General features: G+C 39.5%; 17 protein-coding genes. 15 read left to right on the forward strand and 2 right to left on the reverse strand.

Translation table 11 applies throughout. The features are described from left to right. The first annotated feature begins 24 nt into the window (after window positions 1-24). The 5 genes from pheA to ACQKN3_RS01485 all read left to right on the forward strand — a co-directional run bounded on the left by pheA (window position 25) and on the right by ACQKN3_RS01485 (window position 3,934). Entirely contained in the window at window positions 25-897 is an 873-nt protein-coding gene (gene pheA / locus ACQKN3_RS01465) for a prephenate dehydratase (protein WP_427708880.1), read from the forward strand. A gap of 10 nt (window positions 898-907) precedes the next feature. Next, complete coding sequence (locus ACQKN3_RS01470) at window positions 908-1,297, forward strand: thiol-disulfide oxidoreductase DCC family protein (protein ID WP_251686672.1); 390 nt, start codon at window positions 908-910, stop codon at window positions 1,295-1,297. Between the two features lie 421 nt (window positions 1,298-1,718). Further along, window positions 1,719-2,264: a sigma-70 family RNA polymerase sigma factor gene (locus tag ACQKN3_RS01475; RefSeq protein WP_427708883.1), complete on the forward strand. Its 546-nt coding sequence runs from the start codon at window positions 1,719-1,721 to the stop codon at window positions 2,262-2,264. Beyond that, a complete protein-coding gene (locus ACQKN3_RS01480; RefSeq protein ID WP_427708885.1) occupies window positions 2,257-2,652 on the forward strand; it encodes a helix-turn-helix transcriptional regulator in 396 nt (131 codons plus the stop codon). Before ACQKN3_RS01475 ends, ACQKN3_RS01480 begins: the two co-directional genes overlap by 8 nt. Further along, window positions 2,642-3,934 (forward strand): FtsW/RodA/SpoVE family cell cycle protein, encoded by a 1,293-nt coding sequence (locus ACQKN3_RS01485; RefSeq protein WP_427708887.1) that lies wholly within the window; start codon window positions 2,642-2,644, stop codon window positions 3,932-3,934. The genes ACQKN3_RS01480 and ACQKN3_RS01485 overlap by 11 nt, the downstream gene beginning before the upstream one ends. A gap of 52 nt (window positions 3,935-3,986) precedes the next feature. Here the strand turns inward: ACQKN3_RS01485 and ACQKN3_RS01490 are convergent, their stop codons facing one another. Next, window positions 3,987-4,535 carry a transcription repressor NadR gene (locus ACQKN3_RS01490; RefSeq protein ID WP_427708889.1) on the reverse strand — a complete coding sequence of 183 codons (549 nt, stop codon included), beginning with the start codon at window positions 4,533-4,535 and terminating at the stop codon, window positions 3,987-3,989. Window positions 4,536-4,638: 103 nt separating this feature from the next. On the opposite strand from ACQKN3_RS01490, the gene ACQKN3_RS01495 reads away from it, so the two are divergent. From ACQKN3_RS01495 to ACQKN3_RS01530, 8 genes are all read left to right on the forward strand, one after another. Beyond that, window positions 4,639-5,796, forward strand: coding sequence for a LysM peptidoglycan-binding domain-containing protein (locus tag ACQKN3_RS01495; protein WP_427708891.1), 1,158 nt, complete (start codon window positions 4,639-4,641; stop codon window positions 5,794-5,796). Window positions 5,797-5,846: 50 nt separating this feature from the next. Next, complete coding sequence (locus tag ACQKN3_RS01500; protein ID WP_251686683.1) at window positions 5,847-6,629, forward strand: phosphotransferase; 783 nt, start codon at window positions 5,847-5,849, stop codon at window positions 6,627-6,629. A 153-nt stretch (window positions 6,630-6,782) separates the two neighbouring features. Then, on the forward strand, window positions 6,783-7,403 hold the full coding sequence (gene ruvA, locus ACQKN3_RS01505; protein WP_427708893.1) for a Holliday junction branch migration protein RuvA: 621 nt from the start codon (window positions 6,783-6,785) through the stop codon (window positions 7,401-7,403). Between the two features lie 15 nt (window positions 7,404-7,418). Continuing rightward, window positions 7,419-8,423 (forward strand): Holliday junction branch migration DNA helicase RuvB, encoded by a 1,005-nt coding sequence (gene ruvB / locus ACQKN3_RS01510; RefSeq protein WP_427708895.1) that lies wholly within the window; start codon window positions 7,419-7,421, stop codon window positions 8,421-8,423. 15 nt (window positions 8,424-8,438) lie between these two features. Then, entirely contained in the window at window positions 8,439-9,476 is a 1,038-nt protein-coding gene (gene queA, locus ACQKN3_RS01515) for a tRNA preQ1(34) S-adenosylmethionine ribosyltransferase-isomerase QueA (protein WP_427708897.1), read from the forward strand. Window positions 9,477-9,593: 117 nt separating this feature from the next. Beyond that, entirely contained in the window at window positions 9,594-10,748 is a 1,155-nt protein-coding gene (gene tgt / locus ACQKN3_RS01520) for a tRNA guanosine(34) transglycosylase Tgt (protein WP_251686686.1), read from the forward strand. 129 nt (window positions 10,749-10,877) lie between these two features. Continuing rightward, window positions 10,878-11,138: a preprotein translocase subunit YajC gene (gene yajC / locus ACQKN3_RS01525; protein ID WP_251686687.1), complete on the forward strand. Its 261-nt coding sequence runs from the start codon at window positions 10,878-10,880 to the stop codon at window positions 11,136-11,138. Between the two features lie 97 nt (window positions 11,139-11,235). Continuing rightward, window positions 11,236-11,877: a DUF421 domain-containing protein gene (locus ACQKN3_RS01530; RefSeq protein ID WP_251686688.1), complete on the forward strand. Its 642-nt coding sequence runs from the start codon at window positions 11,236-11,238 to the stop codon at window positions 11,875-11,877. On the opposite strand, the gene ACQKN3_RS01535 is transcribed toward ACQKN3_RS01530, so the two are convergent. Beyond that, a complete protein-coding gene (locus ACQKN3_RS01535) occupies window positions 11,857-13,326 on the reverse strand; it encodes a putative polysaccharide biosynthesis protein (RefSeq protein ID WP_251686689.1) in 1,470 nt (489 codons plus the stop codon). The two genes, ACQKN3_RS01530 and ACQKN3_RS01535, sit on opposite strands and share 21 nt — an antisense overlap. A gap of 132 nt (window positions 13,327-13,458) precedes the next feature. Between ACQKN3_RS01535 and ACQKN3_RS01540 the strand changes: the two genes are divergently transcribed. Together ACQKN3_RS01540 and secDF are read left to right on the forward strand one after the other, a co-directional pair. Next, window positions 13,459-13,767 carry a post-transcriptional regulator gene (locus tag ACQKN3_RS01540; protein WP_251686690.1) on the forward strand — a complete coding sequence of 103 codons (309 nt, stop codon included), beginning with the start codon at window positions 13,459-13,461 and terminating at the stop codon, window positions 13,765-13,767. Between the two features lie 215 nt (window positions 13,768-13,982). Next, window positions 13,983-16,256, forward strand: coding sequence for a protein translocase subunit SecDF (secDF, locus tag ACQKN3_RS01545; protein ID WP_427708901.1), 2,274 nt, complete (start codon window positions 13,983-13,985; stop codon window positions 16,254-16,256). The last annotated feature ends 40 nt before the right edge of the window (window positions 16,257-16,296 follow it).

The raw sequence follows: 16,296 nt of genomic DNA on the forward strand, positions 1-16,296 counted from the left end.
AACTTATAATCGAGGTGCTTATTAATGTCAGAAAAAAATTGGGAAAAAAGAGTTGCTTACCTAGGTCCGGAAGCATCATTTACATATTTGGCGACAAAGGGATTGTTCCCGCATGATTGGCATATCCCGTACAAATCCATCCCGGAATGCATTGAAGCTGTATCTGAGGGGAAAGTCGAACTGGCGGTTGTCCCTGTAGAAAATGCGCTGGAAGGTTCTGTCCCACTGACAATTGACTATTTGTATCATGAATCCGAGCTTTTCGTTACAGCAGAAGTCATGTCGAAAATCCAGCAACATTTATTAGTAAATAAAAAATTCGCAGAAAATAACGAGGTAATCGAGGAGATTTATTCACATCCGCATGCTTTGGCACAGTGTCATAAATATCTATATTACAATCATGGTGACGTAAGACAGACATCGTATTCTTCAACAGCTGCCGCAGCTGAACTTGTTTCCCGTACGGAAGACCGATGTATCGCTGCTGTCGCGAACTTTTCTGCCGCTGAGAAATATAATTTACATATACTCGAACATAATATCCATGATTTCCATTTTAATCATACGCGCTTCTTCGTTTTATCGAAGCAAAATATAAAGCATGGTTTAGTACCGTTGCAGGCACAGCCGAAAACAACATTTATGCTTACATTACCTACAGATGTGTCTGGTGCGCTTCATCAAGTACTTTCGGTATTTGCATGGCGTAAACTGAACTTGAGCAAAATTGAATCACGACCACTGAAAACAGGACTCGGGAATTATTTCTTCATAACTGATATACTAGCAGATGAAGAGGAACCGATGATGAAAGGCGCTATGGCAGAATTGATTGCGCTAGGCTGCAAAGTAAAATCACTCGGTACATATTATACATATGCCACTCCGGAATGAGGTGAAAAGCATGAAACGAATCTTATTATTTGATGGAGAGTGCAATGTCTGTGATGCAAGTGTCCAATTTATTATAAAACGTGACCCGAAAGCATTGTTTCAGTTTGCCTCGCTTCAAAGTGATATTGGAGTAGCTTTATTGAAAAAGTATGATGTGCCGGAAACAACGGACAGCATTGTGTTTATAGAAAATGACCGGCATTATACGGAATCGACGGCCGCACTTAATATTACACGAAATTTATCAGGTTTATGGAAGTTGTTTTATGTATTTATCGTTGTACCAAAACCGGTTCGCGATCTTGTGTATCGCTGGATTGCAAAAAACCGCTACAAATGGTTCGGGAAAAAGCAGGAATGCATGTTACCGTCACCAGAACAGCGAAAACGATTTTTATAAAATGTACAGGTGCACTCCGCTTTATGCGGAGTGCATTTTTTGATTGTTAGGATCGATCAGGTTTTTAATGGAACAATGTTGCCTATTATTAGAAGAATGTAGGTATTTATTCGAAAAAGAAATGATGTTATTAGAACTCGGGAGAATTTTGGATACGCACTACAGTATTTTAATACGTATAGGGCTGAAAAAAATAGGCGTATCGAATATATTAGAACTTTGCTGCGGGATATTAGCACAAATCATACGGATATTTGTACATCCTGCTGCGATAGAACATCCGGGCGATATATTAGAAAATCGCCATTTTATTAGAAGATAAAATTTATATTAGAAAATCTGCAAATATATTAGAAATTCCGTCAAGAAATCAAACTTTCCAATAACGGAGCTCGTCTAATTGATGAAAGGAGGTATTCCGGTGGAAGGTTATTTAATAAATGATACCGCTAACTTATCAAATGAAGCGATTATAGATGAACTAATGCAACATTACGGAGAAGACGTATTAAAGCTTGTCATGCAATATGTACATAACAACTCGATTGCCGAGGATCTGACACAGGAAATTTTCGTGAAATGCTACAGGGCACTTCCTTCTTTCCAATACGGATCATCGTTAAAAACATGGCTTTGGCGCATTGCAATTAACCATTCAAAAGATTATCTGAAAAGCTGGTATGCCAAAAATGTTGAAGCTAAAGATGATGAAGTTTTTATACAAGTGGAAAGCAGTATTTCCGTTGAACAGGAGGTCATCCAGCAACAGGAAGATGATAACTTAGTAAAGGCGGTCATGGCGCTGCCGATTAAATACCGTGAAGTTATTTATTTATGTTATTACGAAGATCAGACGATGAAGGAAATGGCTGATGTACTGCAAATTAACGAGAGCACAGTAAAAACGAGGCTTCGAAAAGGGAAGCAACTATTAAAAAAACATCTGGAGCGTGAAGAGAATGGATGATCGTTTAAAAAATTTGAAAAAAGCGATGGATCGCACTGCATTTTCCAGCACGAAGTTCACAGAGCAGCATAAAGAAAATGTTCAGCGACAGTTAAGCGCTGAGGAGTTGAAAAAGGTTATTTTATCACTACTTTTTGAAGCGAAGTCCGGTATTGAAATTACGCAATTACTCCATGTAAGGGGGATACATGATGTTGTCAACAATGAGGGGATGATCTATTCAATTCTTCACGAACAGGAAAGCGATGGATATGTGCTTGCCAATTGGAAGGAAGGCGTTAAGCGATACGAGTTAACGAAGACCGGTAAAAAACAATTACAGCAAGGCGGGCATGTGAAACTGACAATGAAGGAACGTCTATTGGGGGTGCGCATGCATGCAGAGTGAAAGGTTTTTAAGTAAAGTAACCGCCTTTATTCGGTCAAAGGAAGCTCAGGTTCATGTATATGGCGAATTAAAGCACCATATAGAACATTCGAAAAATGCATGGATGAAAAAAGGGTATACACCGGAGGAGGCCGAACGAAAAGCAATCGAAGAAATGGGGTCGGCGTCTGAAATCGGAAAATCCATGGACAAAATCCACCGGCCGAAAATTGACTGGTTGCTGATTAGTTTAGTTGCCATTCTTTTAGGTGCAAGTTTTATCCCGATTTTATCATTTGACAGTACCATCATTTTTGGAGTTGATATGACCGATTATTTTATTCGAAATAAATGGCTGCACCTTCTATTTGCCGTAATATTGATTGCAGCACTGATGTATATCGATTATCGGAAGCTGGAGCGCTTCAGTCTAGCTATATATTTTGGTGCCCTTATTTTGTTAATGATATTAAATTATTTTCCGACAACTATGGTACAAGGGCAAAGCTATTTAATGGTAGGACCGATACAGATTCAAGCTTGGACCGTTTTACCATTGCTGCTCATTGCTTGGGCAGGCTTTTTTACGCAGAGAAAACTTAAAAGCTGGCAGTTAATCGTGTTATTTGTTTTGCCGTTATGGTTTATTTTAAGTGCACCAAGCCTGATAGCAGCCCTCATTTATGCAGGGGTAGTGACGGTATTATTTTTTGTTAGCGACTATTCCGCCAAGACAAAACTTGTGACAAGTTTAGCGGTAATCGGGTTCATAGTGAGTAGCATGTTCTTGATCATTCCTCGGTTGCACGATTATCAGCTTGTACGGTTTTATGCATTTTTAGATCCATCTAGCTATGCAACAACGGAAGGCTATGTTTATTTGGCAGTTAAAAATGCACTAAATGAAGCAGGGTGGTTTGGGGCAGAGAAAATTCGTTATATTCCGGAAGGGCATACAGACTTTGCTTTAGTACTGCTAATTCAGGAATTTGGATATATTGCGGGGATTGTTATCGTATCGGTATTATTTGCAATCGCCATTCGTATACTTTGGAAAGTGAACCGATTAACCCGTTCCTATGGCAAAATGCTTGTAATTGGAGCAGTATCTTTTTATTGCATGCAGTTTGGATATTCCGTTGCCATGATACTTGGCTGGTTACCGATTATCGGATTATCGCTTCCTTTTATAAGTTATGGTTTTACACCGCTCCTATTAAACTCATTTGTTATCGGGATTGCATTAAGTGTTTATCGCCGGAAAACATTGTTTAGAAATGGATTACAACGGGATTATTCATAAGAAAAACAGCTTATTCATCTGACAAGTGTCTTTTTGAATAAGCTGTTTTAACTTAGTTTTCAATTAAAAAGCCGCGCTGGCGTAATTTCGCTTCAGCCAGATTCAAACTCTCTTCCGAAGCCGAGCTAATAACGTGTAAGTGTGTACCATCCGTTAATGCAGAAAGATACAATGCATTAGTTTCCTGGACGCGTTTCACAAAATGCTCAACTTCCAAGCGGTTAGATACCATGATCGAAGCGGTAATTTCTCCATATACCGGATGTTCGACAATAACGCTTTCGACCGTAACCCCACAATCGACCAGTATGAAAAGTTCTTCTTTTGCCTCATTTGGATTATGCATACAGACAATTTTTCGCTGAAGGCGTGTTTGTTGGACATTGTGCATATAAATATACCCTTGGCTTGTTGCTACAATCGGTTCATTTCGTGCTTTCAATAAATTCATATCATTGACGATGACTTGTCTTGAAACATTTGTATGCTTCGCCAATTCTGTACCTGTCATTGGCAGTTCAGCAGTTTTTAACAATGCAAGCAGTTCCAGACGCCGTTCTTCACCTAATAATTTTTTCAATATATTCACCTCAATTAGCATACCAGTTCCTTTTCATCTTATCATATTTACCACTAACTAAGCGTGAACATTGTGGCAATAGCACAATTTGTGCATATGCTATTACGAGAAAAGGAGGAAAGAAGTGCGCGTTCATATTGTTCAAAAGGGAGACACTTTGTGGAAAATCGCGAAGCAATACGCGGTTGGCTTTGATGAGTTAAAGCGATTAAATGCCCATTTAGCAAACCCTGACTATATTGTTCCGGGAATGGAAATCTATTTACCGGACACGACAGCGAAAAAAGAAATGCACCATCCTGTGAAGGAACAGCCAAAGTCTGTTAAAGAGCAGCCGGTACCAACACCGGCACCAGCGCCAACACCAGCCCCAGCACCGAAAAAAGAGCAAATGGTTAAGCCGGCACCAGCGCCAGCACCAGCTCCAATGCCGATGCCACAGCCGCAAAAGCCAATTTGGCAAGGGGATATTATTTATTTCCAGCAACCACAGCCGATGCCAATGCCGAGTTGGCAAACAAATGTACATGTTCAGCCGACATTTGAAAATACGGTGACAGTACCGCAACCAATGCCAATGCCACAGCAACCGGTTGTTCAACCACCTCCGCAGCAACCACAGCATCCGATTTTTATCGAACAACCGCAATATATCCAGCCAATGCCGATGCCGATGCCAATGCCAATGCCACAAATGCCTGTGTGCCCAACGTGTCACCACATGCCAATGCCAATGCCACAAATGCCTATGTGTCCAACATGTCATCACATGCCAATGCCAATGCCGATGCCACAAATGCCTGTATGTTCAAAATGTCATCAAATGGCCATGGAATCTCCAATGCAGATGCAACCAATGTCAATGCCACAAATGCCTGGATGTTCGAAATGTAACCAAATGGCAATGGAATCCCCAATGCAAATGCAGCCAAATATGTATATGGAACAAATGCCGATGTCGGTGCCTATGCAAATGCAGATGCAGCCGATTTTCCATGAAGAATCATCGTTGAAGAGAGATCATTGCCAGGATAAGGATCACCTAGTACACCAGTATTATGAAGAGATTGATCACATGATGCGTCAACCAAACCCTTGCTGTCACCCACAAATGATGCCGTACCAAGAAAATATCATGCCACAAATGATGCCGTACCAAGAAAATACCATGCCGCAAATGATGCCATATCATGAAAATACCATGCCACAAATGATGCCATATCCAGCAAATCAGATGCCTCAAATGCAACCAATGCCACATCCGCCGAAATCATGTCAATAGTAATTAAAGAAAATTGCTGGAAGTGGGATACACATAAAGGGTCCTTTTTTATGAAGTACTATGAGAATGGTTTTGTTGCGCAGAAAGTTAAAGCGATTCATCGAGAGCTTGAAAATATACAATTTCCATATCATATTCCACTTATAGAAAATGAAGAGCCACATATATTAAAGCAGTTTTGGTTTGAAGGAAAAAGTGCGGAGTATAAACGTTTTGAACATCAGCAGCTTTCCCTCCATGCAATCGAAAAACTGCATGAAACAAATGAAGTCATTCCTTGGGCGGAAACGGGCATCTTGTCCACGTATCAATTACAGGAGAAGTGGACGAGGAGATTTGAACGTTTTATCAATCATGAAAGAGAACTAAGACGTTTATTAAAAAGCAATTATGATATTTTAGTCAATCATGCTTCCTATGCCTTAGGTTTAATGGCTCAAATTACAGTTCCGAGTGAAAAGCAAACGATTTTACATGGGGATGTTGTTCATCATAATGTGATGCTACGTGGTGAAGACGTGAAACTTATTGATTTTGATTTAGCTTCTTTAGGAGAGGCGTCAGATGAAATTATTTTATGGCTTCATCGCGTATTACCACATGTTCAGTATGAGGTCCAGCCACTTGTAAATGACCATCATTATTTGCATAAAGCGCAGGAAAAGCTTCATTATCTGTTTTTCCCGAATGAAATATTAAGGGAATGTCTATTTTATTTGAAACTCAGCGATCGACAAAAGCTTTCCTGCTATCCGTTTATTCAATCGATTGTTTATGACTGGATGAAAAATTATGATTCTTTTGCAAGACAAATTGATTCATTGCAAAACTGATTGGCAGTTTATAATCGATGTTAGATGGAGAAGAATATGATAAACTATTAAAGGCTGTCTTTAAAGACGGTCTTTTCTTTTTTGGTGCAACATACGTTCGGTAATTCACAGTTCTTATGCTATAATAGAGCGAGAAATGTGAGGGATAAAACGATGTATGATTATTTAAAGGGACAGGTTACTAGGGTTACACCAGAATATATTGTATTAGAGCAACAAGGCATTGGCTGGATGCTCTATACACCAAATCCATTTGCATTCCGTACATCTGCAAGTGAACAGCAAATCTATGTGTCATTACAAGTACGTGAAGATGCCCAAAATTTATATGGATTCAATAGTTTGGAGCAACGTGAATTATTTAAAAAACTGATTCAAGTATCAGGTATCGGTCCAAAAGGTGCGCTTGCTATTTTAGCGAGCGGAAATCCAACTTCAGTCATCCAGGCAATTGAAATGGAAGATGAAGCATTTTTAATCCGTTTCCCGGGTGTCGGGAAGAAAACAGCTCGTCAAATGATTCTCGATTTAAAAGGGAAACTGGACATGCTGCTTGATCACGTCGAATTACCGAGCGCCGAAAATGAACTGCCATTATTTGGAGTGAATCCGAATGAGCATGAGTTGCAGGAAGCGATGCTGGCACTTGTCGCTTTAGGCTATTCAGAAAAAGAATTAGATAAAATCAGATCCCAATTAAGTGAAGACGAAAAGTTAACGACGACAGACGCCTATATTAAACAGGCATTAAAGCTGTTGTTGAAATTGAAATAAAAAGGAGTGAGAATCATGTCAGACCGTGTACTTTCTGGTGAAGCAACAGATGCCGAGCAGCAGTTTGAGCTATCTTTAAGACCACAACGTCTAGCGCAATACATAGGCCAGGATAAAGTGAAAGAAAACCTTAAAATCTTTATCGAAGCCGCTAAGCTACGTCAGGAAAGTCTTGACCATGTTCTCCTTTATGGTCCACCAGGTTTAGGGAAGACGACGTTAGCGATCGTCATTGCAAATGAGATGGATGTAAATGTAAAGATGACGAGCGGTCCTGCAATTGAACGGCCTGGGGATTTAGCAGCGATTTTAAGCTCCCTTGAAGCAGGGGATGTACTTTTTATCGATGAAATTCATCGCCTGCCTAGAGCGATTGAAGAAGTGCTTTATTCTGCAATGGAAGACTTCTGTCTTGATATCGTTGTCGGAAAAGGTCCTGAAGCCCGTTCGATCCGATTGGAATTGCCGCCATTTACACTCGTCGGTGCAACAACGAGAGCGGGTGCTTTATCTGCTCCACTTCGTGATCGGTTCGGTGTATTATCGCGCTTGGAATATTATGATGAGCAGTCTCTCGCTGAGATTGTTGTCCGCTCCGGCGAATTATTCGGTGTTGCGCTCGATAAGCATGCGGCATTTGAAATTGCCCGCAGATCCCGTGGGACACCTCGTATTGCAAATCGATTGTTAAAACGTGTCCGAGACTATGCACAAGTATTGGCAGATGGCATTGTTTCCACAAGTTTGGCTGAGCAGGCACTCGAGCTGCTGCAAGTTGATCCTCGTGGCCTTGATCATATTGATCATAAACTGATGCAGTCAATGATTGAACGCTTCGGCGGGGGTCCTGTCGGATTGGATGCATTAGCGGCATCAATCGGGGAAGAGCGTATTACAATTGAAGATGTATATGAACCATATTTAATGCAAATCGGATTTATCCAACGAACACCACGCGGTCGAATTGCGACAAATCTATGTTACGACCATTTCGGTTATCCGCCGACACAAAATGAATAGAAGGAAGTTTTGAACGTGAAAGTAGAAGATTTTGATTTTTATTTACCAGAGGAATTAATTGCCCAAACACCACTATTGGACCGTACAGCGAGTCGTCTAATGGTAGTAAATCCGAACTCGCTTGAAGTGGAACATCACACATTCGGTCATATTTTAGATGAATTAAATGCAGGGGATTGCCTTGTATTAAATGATACACGTGTATTGCCGGCACGGTTAATGGGTGTCAAAGCTGATACAGGTGCGAACATTGAGTTACTGCTGTTAAAACAGACAAATGACGATGAGTGGGAAACGTTAGTAAAGCCTGCAAAGCGTGTGAAAACAGGCACTGTCGTTACTTTTGGCGATGGACTATTAACGGCAATTTGTACGGGTGAGCTGGATCATGGCGGCCGTACTTTTAAATTCACATATGACGGAATCTTTTATGAAATTTTAGATCAGCTTGGTGAAATGCCATTACCGCCATATATCCGTGAAAAGTTGGATGACCAAGACCGTTATCAAACGGTTTATGCAAAAGAGCGCGGGTCTGCAGCTGCACCAACAGCGGGTCTGCATTTTACACAGCCTTTACTTGAAGCGATTAAAGCAAAAGGTGTTGAAGTCGTATTTATTACACTGCATGTAGGACTTGGTACATTCCGCCCTGTAAGTGTGGACTCGATTGAGGACCATGATATGCACTCTGAATTTTACAGTGTGACAGAAGAGGCAGCGGCTGTAATTGAACGTGCTAAACAAGCAGGGGGCAAAGTTATATCGGTAGGGACAACTTCAACTCGTACACTTGAAACTGTCGCATCGAAAAATGACGGTAAAATTGTCGCTTCTCAAGGATGGACAAATATTTTCATTTATCCGGGATATGAATATAAAGCAATCGATGGCCTGATTACAAACTTCCATTTACCGAAGTCGACATTAGTAATGCTTGTCAGCGCACTTGCTTCAAAGGAAACAATTATGAACGCTTATGAACAGGCAGTTAAGGAAAAATACCGTTTCTTCAGCTTTGGCGATGCCATGTTTATCCGCCCGGCTAAGTAATTTGCAATTAAACAAAAACCTATATACAATAATGATTTGTGCAACACCTACTAAATTTAGTAGGTGTTTTCATTCGAAGTACTGTGTTTACTTTAGAAACGAGAGGATTTTTATATTATGACTGAAACAAAACAACCACCAATTCGCTATGAATTGATTAAAACATGTGCCCAGACAGGTGCACGACTAGGTATTGTCCATACACCACACGGTTCATTTGAAACACCGACTTTTATGCCGGTCGGTACACAAGCGACAGTAAAAGCAATGAGCCCAGAAGAATTAAAAGAAATGAATGCAGGAATTATTCTGTCAAACACATATCATCTATGGTTGCGTCCAGGAAATGATATCGTGAAAGAAGCAGGCGGACTGCATAAATTCATGAACTGGGATCGTCCAATTTTAACGGATTCAGGCGGTTTCCAAGTATTTTCATTATCAAAATTCCGTAAAATCGAAGAAGAAGGCGTTTATTTCCGTAACCATTTAAATGGAGACAAGCTGTTTTTATCACCGGAAAAGGCGATGGAAATCCAAAACGACTTAGGTTCTGATATTATGATGGCATTTGATGAATGTCCACCATTCCCTGCGACATACGAATACATGGAAGCATCTGTTGATCGTACAACACGTTGGGCAAAACGCTGCAAAGAAGCACACCAACGTCCTGACGAGCAAGGACTGTTCGGTATTATTCAAGGCGGAGAATATGAAGAGCTGCGCCGTAAATCGGCTGAAGCTTTAGTGGAGCTGGATTTCCCGGGTTATGCAATCGGCGGTTTATCAGTTGGTGAACCTAAAGATATTATGAATAAAGTATTGGAATTTACTGCACCTATGATGCCGGCAAATAAACCGCGCTATTTAATGGGTGTTGGTTCACCGGATTCGTTAATCGATGGAGCAATGCGCGGCATCGATATGTTTGACTGTGTATTACCAACACGTATTGCACGTAACGGTACATTAATGACATCTGAAGGTCGTATGGTTATCAAAAATGCAAAATATGCAAAAGACTTTACGCCAATCGATGAAAATTGCGACTGCTACACATGTAAAAACTATACGCGCGCTTATGTGCGTCATTTATTACGTACGGAAGAAACGTTCGGTTTACGTTTAACGTCATACCATAACCTGCGCTTCCTTATTAAATTAATGGAAGATGTACGTCAGGCTATCCGCGAAGACCGTCTAGGCGATTTCAAAGAAGAGTTCTTTGAAAAGTACGGTTACAATAAACCGAATGCTAAAAATTTCTAAAAATATGTTCGAAATTCGAAATTCAATATAATTTTTTGAGAAAAAAAAGAGTTTTTTTGCGCAAAAACGTGCAATTCTATACTATACTAGGTAAGTGAGAAAGAGATAGAGAAAGGGGGCAATTTGAAAATGGAAGGTTTAGTACAATTTTTACCGATTATCGTAATGTTCGTTGCGATGTGGTTCATTTTAATTCGTCCGGCACAAAAACGTCAAAAAGCAACTGCTACTATGCAAAACAGCTTAAAACGTGGTGATAAAGTAGTTACTGTAGGTGGCTTACACGGAGAAGTAGATGCAATTGAAGATACGACTGTCTTTTTATTAGTTGACGGAAATACACGTTTAAAATTCGAACGCCAAGCAATTGGCCGTATAGAATCGGTTTAAACGTTACATAAAAAAGCTTGTGGATTTTAATTTTCCACAAGCTTTTTTGTATTTTTCATGCAATTTCGAACAAGCTATTGTATGAGAGGTGAATCAATTGGAAGATTATACATTAATTATATTTCGAACAATTGTTTTATATATTATTTTACTAGTTGTTTTCCGCCTTATGGGCAAACGTGAAGTTGGTGAGCTCAGTATTGTGGATTTGGCAATATTCGTATTGATGGCTGAAGTAGCTGCAATCGCCTTAGACGATTATGACAGGCAGTTCTTTAAAGCCATTTTACCGATAATTTTATTATTTTTGATTCAATATTTAAATTCCTGGCTCATATTAAAAAATAAAAAACTGCGCGATTTTATTGAAGGTGATCCGTCGCTTGTTATCCGCGACGGATATATTTGTGAAGCGGAAATGAAAAAGCAGCGCTATAATCTCGATGATTTACTCCAGCAATTACGTGAACAGGGAGTATGCTCTGTGCAGGATGTTGCCTACGCTTTTTTGGAGCAATCCGGAAAGCTATCGATTTACCAAAAAGATCAGGGCGGATTTATTTTACCTCTCATTTTGGATGGCTATGTTGACAAAAGACATTTAAAAATTATTGGTAAAGATGAAAAATGGCTCGTTCATGAATTATTGGTAAACGGTTATCCCAATATACGCGATATATTCTACTGCAGTTATGAAGACGGAAAGTGGTTTGTCCAATTACGAGCGCGAAAATATTGAACGAAGATAATGGAAATCGTTAAAACGGATTTGTTTTGTAATGAACAGTAACAGCAAGACAAACCCAATCGTAATTGCAACGCTTACGATAAGCGGCATGCCGGCAGCGATAATCGGCTGTACAAAACAAGTAAGGATGAAAATACCATACGGCAGAACGAAGAAGCGGAAACCTACATTAATCTTTTTCTGCTGCCTAATGGAAGCAATGTGTAAGAAGGACGTAATTAATACGCCAAAGCCTATAGCGATAATCGCGCCTTTTTCCTGAATGGCAGGTTGTGAGGCAAGGAAAAACAGTAAAAACAGTTTCCCTATTCCTCCATAGATGGAATTCATCATGGCAGCCTGTGCTTCATCTAGTGCTTGTAAGATGGAATGAAGCGGACTCTGTATATAATAAAAATAAAAAATAGGAGCCAATATTTTCATATAGCCACGATTTTCCTCAAGATGGAACAGTACCATAGTCAACTCATCGCCGTGTATGAAAAACACAGTAGCGGCCATACAGCCAATTAAAGAAGATAGTCGTAATGAATGTGTAATGCGTTTATTCAGCAACGGGTAATTATTGCTGGCTAGTGCGCTGCTAACGGCAGGAATGAGTACAATTGCCAATGCAGCAGGTATGAAAGCCGGAAACAAGAGTAATGGTATATGCACACCTGAGATGATACCGTACAATGTAGTTGCCGCGCCTGCAGCCAATCCTGAAACCGTCAGTGCCTTTAAGAAAATGATTGGTTCCAAAAACCATGTAAAGGTACCAAATAATTTACTGCCGGCTGATGGCAATGCAATATTAAAAATCGGTTTTGTAAAGGAAGTGCCTGTTGATCCCTTCTTGAACATTCTACTCGAGCGTTTATAAAAAATTGCCAAAAACAGTAATGAAAAAATCTCACCAATTGCTGTTATCCCCATAGCGGCTGCTGCTGTCAATGCAGGCGATTCCGAAATGAAATAAGGTAACAATACGACAATGAGACCAATCCGTACAAGCTGCTCAAGAAGCTGTGCCCATGCAGTTGGTGCGATTTTTGCTAAACCTTGCAAATATGCTTTTATTAAACTTGAAAAGATTACGATCGGAATTGTGAAAAGGCTAATATAAAGAGTAAAAATAAGGTTTTCATTATGTAAAAGCACTTTTGCGATATACGGAATAGCAAAATAAATGAATGGGCTAAATAAAATAATTGAAATAGCCGAAATTTTGATTGCCGTTTTCATTACGGATGTGACATGTTCCGTTTTCTTTTTCGCATGGTATTCTGCAATCAGCTTGGAAATGGCAATCGGAATACCTAATTGAATAAGCGAAATGAAAAATATAAATGTCGGATAAGCCGTCATATAAAGCCCGACCGCTTCCTCCCCGGCAATACGCATAAACTGCATTCTGTACATAAACCCAAGACATTTTGAAATAAATATAACAAACATTAAAAATAATGTTCCTTTTAGAAATGAGCCCAAATAACTTCTACTTTCTCCCTTCTCAATTTAATTTCATTCATATACAATAAAGTATGCAGTAGTAATCGCAGTTAAAACCTAAGTTCAGGAGTGATCGACATGCAAATTCCATTTTTCAGCCTTTACGAAAAGGTACAGCTTATATTGACGAACAAAATCGAGGAATTCCATTACTATGGATATGATTCGATAACAGAACAGGATTTATGGAAATATTGCATTGATAAGGTGTGGCGCAAAAGAGATGTGCAAAATATGCGATTGCATGAGCTGACAGCCGGCATTTTCCGTGCTACTGCTTCGGAAGTGCTAAGCTATATGCAAATAAAGGATTTTAAGCGCAATGAATTGAACTTAAAGCTTTCCAATGAAGAGCTGCAAGGTTTGTTCCATGTGCTTAAAGAGTAGGGAAAAATAAGAATAATATAATAAATTATCTAGTAATAATTTGACAGTTTCCATAAGCTGTTTCATAATGAGAGTGTTGTGCTTTTCAAACTATCGGAATGTTATTTTTGAAAAGTGATTCAGAAAATTATTGAAATGAATACATAGTTTGTGGAAGGTAATTTTTACGTTTTACATCACACCGCGTTTCGTGTGATATTGAGGAGGATTTTTTAATGAAATTAGCAAACCGTATCATTACGTTCGTTCTTGTCGTAGCATTGCTATTTACAGGGATGGGCACAACGGTAGAGAAGGTTTTAAACGATGTAAAACTTGGATTGGACCTTCAAGGTGGATTTGAAGTACTTTATGAAGTGGAATCACTTGTTGATGGACAAAAGATTACCCAAGATGTATTGGCAGATACGACTACGGCATTAGATAATCGTATTAATGAATTCGGGGTTAGTGAACCAAGCATTCAAATTGAAGGGGAAGACCGAATTCGTGTACAGCTTGCAGGATTAGCGGATCAGGATTCTGCACGTGAGCTATTATCGAGTACAGCGAATTTAACTTTCCGTGACGTAAATGATAATATTTTACTCGATGGGACAGATTTAAAGGAAGGTGGCGCAGCGCCTTCATTTGATCAGCAAAACCAACCAATTGTAACTTTAACTTTGAAAGACGCAGCGAAATTCGCAGAAGTGACGCAAAAAGTCATGAGCATGGGCGCACCGAATAACTTATTAGTTGTTTGGCTGGATTTTGAAGAGGGCGTAGATTCTTACGCTGAAGAAAGCAAAAAGCCTCCTGAAGAGCAAAAATTTGTTTCTGCGGCATCTGTTACACAAGTATTAAATACTACAGATGTTATGATTTCTGGTAACTTCACAGTAGATGAAACGAAAAACTTTGCATCTATACTTAATGCAGGTTCATTACCTGTTAAGTTAACGGAGATTTATTCAACATCGGTTGGGGCACAATTCGGTGAAGATGCTTTAAATGATACAGTATTCGCAGGAGTAGTCGGCGTACTGCTAATCTTCCTGTTCATGCTGCTTTACTACCGTTTACCAGGGTTTATCTCAATTATTACTTTATCGGTATTCACATATTTAGTGTTAATCGTCTTTAACGGTATTAATGCTGTATTAACATTACCGGGTATTGCCGCGATCGTATTAGGGATCGGGATGGCCGTTGATGCAAATATTTTAACTGCCGAGCGTATTCGTGAAGAACTACGTGTTGGCCATTCTGTAAAAGATGCATTCAAATTAGGTTCAAAACAATCACTATCAGCAATCATTGATGCGCAATTGACAACTCTACTTGCTGCTGTCGTATTATTCTACTACGGGACAAGTTCTGTTAAAGGTTTCGCTACAACATTAATTATTTCGATTTTACTATCATTTGTAACAGCTGTATGGGGTTCCCGTATGTTGCAGGGGCTTCTTGTAAACAGCGGCTATTTCAATAATCCGGCATGGTTCGGAATTAGCAGATCGAAACAGCATTCACTTGATGAAGGGATCACTTCATTGGATTTAACAACGAAATTTGATAAATTGGACTTCGTTGGAAACCGTAAAAAGTTCTATGCGATATCTACAATCATTTTAGTTGCAGGTATTGTTGTGCTAGGTGTATTCAAACTGAATTTAGGGATCGATTTCTCAAGTGGTACACGTGTAGAGATTAAATCGGATACAGCACTAGTACAAGAAGAAGTTAAGAATTATCTGGATGAAATCGGTTTTGCTAACGAGGATGTTGTTATTTCAGGCGATAATCAGACAATCGCTGTAATGCGATATAAAGATGACTTCTCTCAACAAGAAGTACTTGATTTTAAAGGGCAGGTAAACGAAAAATACGGACATGAGCCAAGCTTAAGTACAGTATCGGATACAGTCGGAAAAGAACTGGCGAAAAATGCAATGTATGCATTGGCGCTTGCGGCACTCGGTATCATTATTTATGTGGCGATCCGCTTTGAATGGCGTATGGGTCTTGGGGCGATTGTTTCATTACTGCATGATGTATTCTTCATTATTGTTATTTTCAGTATGCTGCGTCTAGAGGTAGATATTACGTTTATCGCTGCGGTATTAACAATTGTCGGTTATTCGATTAACGATACAATTGTCACGTTTGACCGGATCCGTGAAAATATTGACCGTCACGAAAAAATTACAACGAAAGAAGAGCTTGCGTTGATCGTCAACAAATCTCTTCGTCAAACTATGGGACGTTCCGTGAATACAGTATTGACGGTTATTGTAGTAGTTATAGCATTGATTTTCCTAGGTGCTCCATCAATTCAAAACTTCTCAATCGCTTTATTGATCGGGCTAGTTACAGGGATTTACTCTTCAATCTGTATCGCGGCACAAGTTTGGTATTCACTGAAATGCCGTGAAATGGACAAAAAAGGTACTTCTGTTGTGAAAAAAGAGAAAAAACAATGGGGTTCAGACGAGCCACAAGTTTAAAAATATTAAACCGCGTAATTGCATTTTGCAAATTACGCGG

This window comes from Solibacillus sp. NPDC093137 (genome assembly GCF_050280445.1).
Lineage (GTDB): Bacteria > Bacillota > Bacilli > Bacillales_A > Planococcaceae > Solibacillus > Solibacillus isronensis_B.

Bases quoted from the DNA above. Each gene is read 5' to 3' on its own strand.
- ruvA (WP_427708893.1), top strand. From the start codon at position 6,783: ATGTATGATTATTTAAAGGGACAGGTTACTAGGGTTACACCAGAATAT.
- ACQKN3_RS01480 (WP_427708885.1), top strand. From the start codon at position 2,257: ATGGATGATCGTTTAAAAAATTTGAAAAAAGCGATGGATCGCACTGCA.
- ACQKN3_RS01485 (WP_427708887.1), top strand. From the start codon at position 2,642: ATGCAGAGTGAAAGGTTTTTAAGTAAAGTAACCGCCTTTATTCGGTCA.
- pheA (WP_427708880.1), top strand. From the start codon at position 25: ATGTCAGAAAAAAATTGGGAAAAAAGAGTTGCTTACCTAGGTCCGGAA.
- yajC (WP_251686687.1), top strand. From the start codon at position 10,878: ATGGAAGGTTTAGTACAATTTTTACCGATTATCGTAATGTTCGTTGCG.
- ACQKN3_RS01540 (WP_251686690.1), top strand. From the start codon at position 13,459: ATGCAAATTCCATTTTTCAGCCTTTACGAAAAGGTACAGCTTATATTG.
- ACQKN3_RS01490 (WP_427708889.1), bottom strand. From the start codon at position 4,535: ATGCTAATTGAGGTGAATATATTGAAAAAATTATTAGGTGAAGAACGG.
- ACQKN3_RS01535 (WP_251686689.1), bottom strand. From the start codon at position 13,326: ATGTTTGTTATATTTATTTCAAAATGTCTTGGGTTTATGTACAGAATG.
- ACQKN3_RS01500 (WP_251686683.1), top strand. From the start codon at position 5,847: ATGAAGTACTATGAGAATGGTTTTGTTGCGCAGAAAGTTAAAGCGATT.
- tgt (WP_251686686.1), top strand. From the start codon at position 9,594: ATGACTGAAACAAAACAACCACCAATTCGCTATGAATTGATTAAAACA.
- ACQKN3_RS01470 (WP_251686672.1), top strand. From the start codon at position 908: ATGAAACGAATCTTATTATTTGATGGAGAGTGCAATGTCTGTGATGCA.
- ruvB (WP_427708895.1), top strand. From the start codon at position 7,419: ATGTCAGACCGTGTACTTTCTGGTGAAGCAACAGATGCCGAGCAGCAG.
- secDF (WP_427708901.1), top strand. From the start codon at position 13,983: ATGAAATTAGCAAACCGTATCATTACGTTCGTTCTTGTCGTAGCATTG.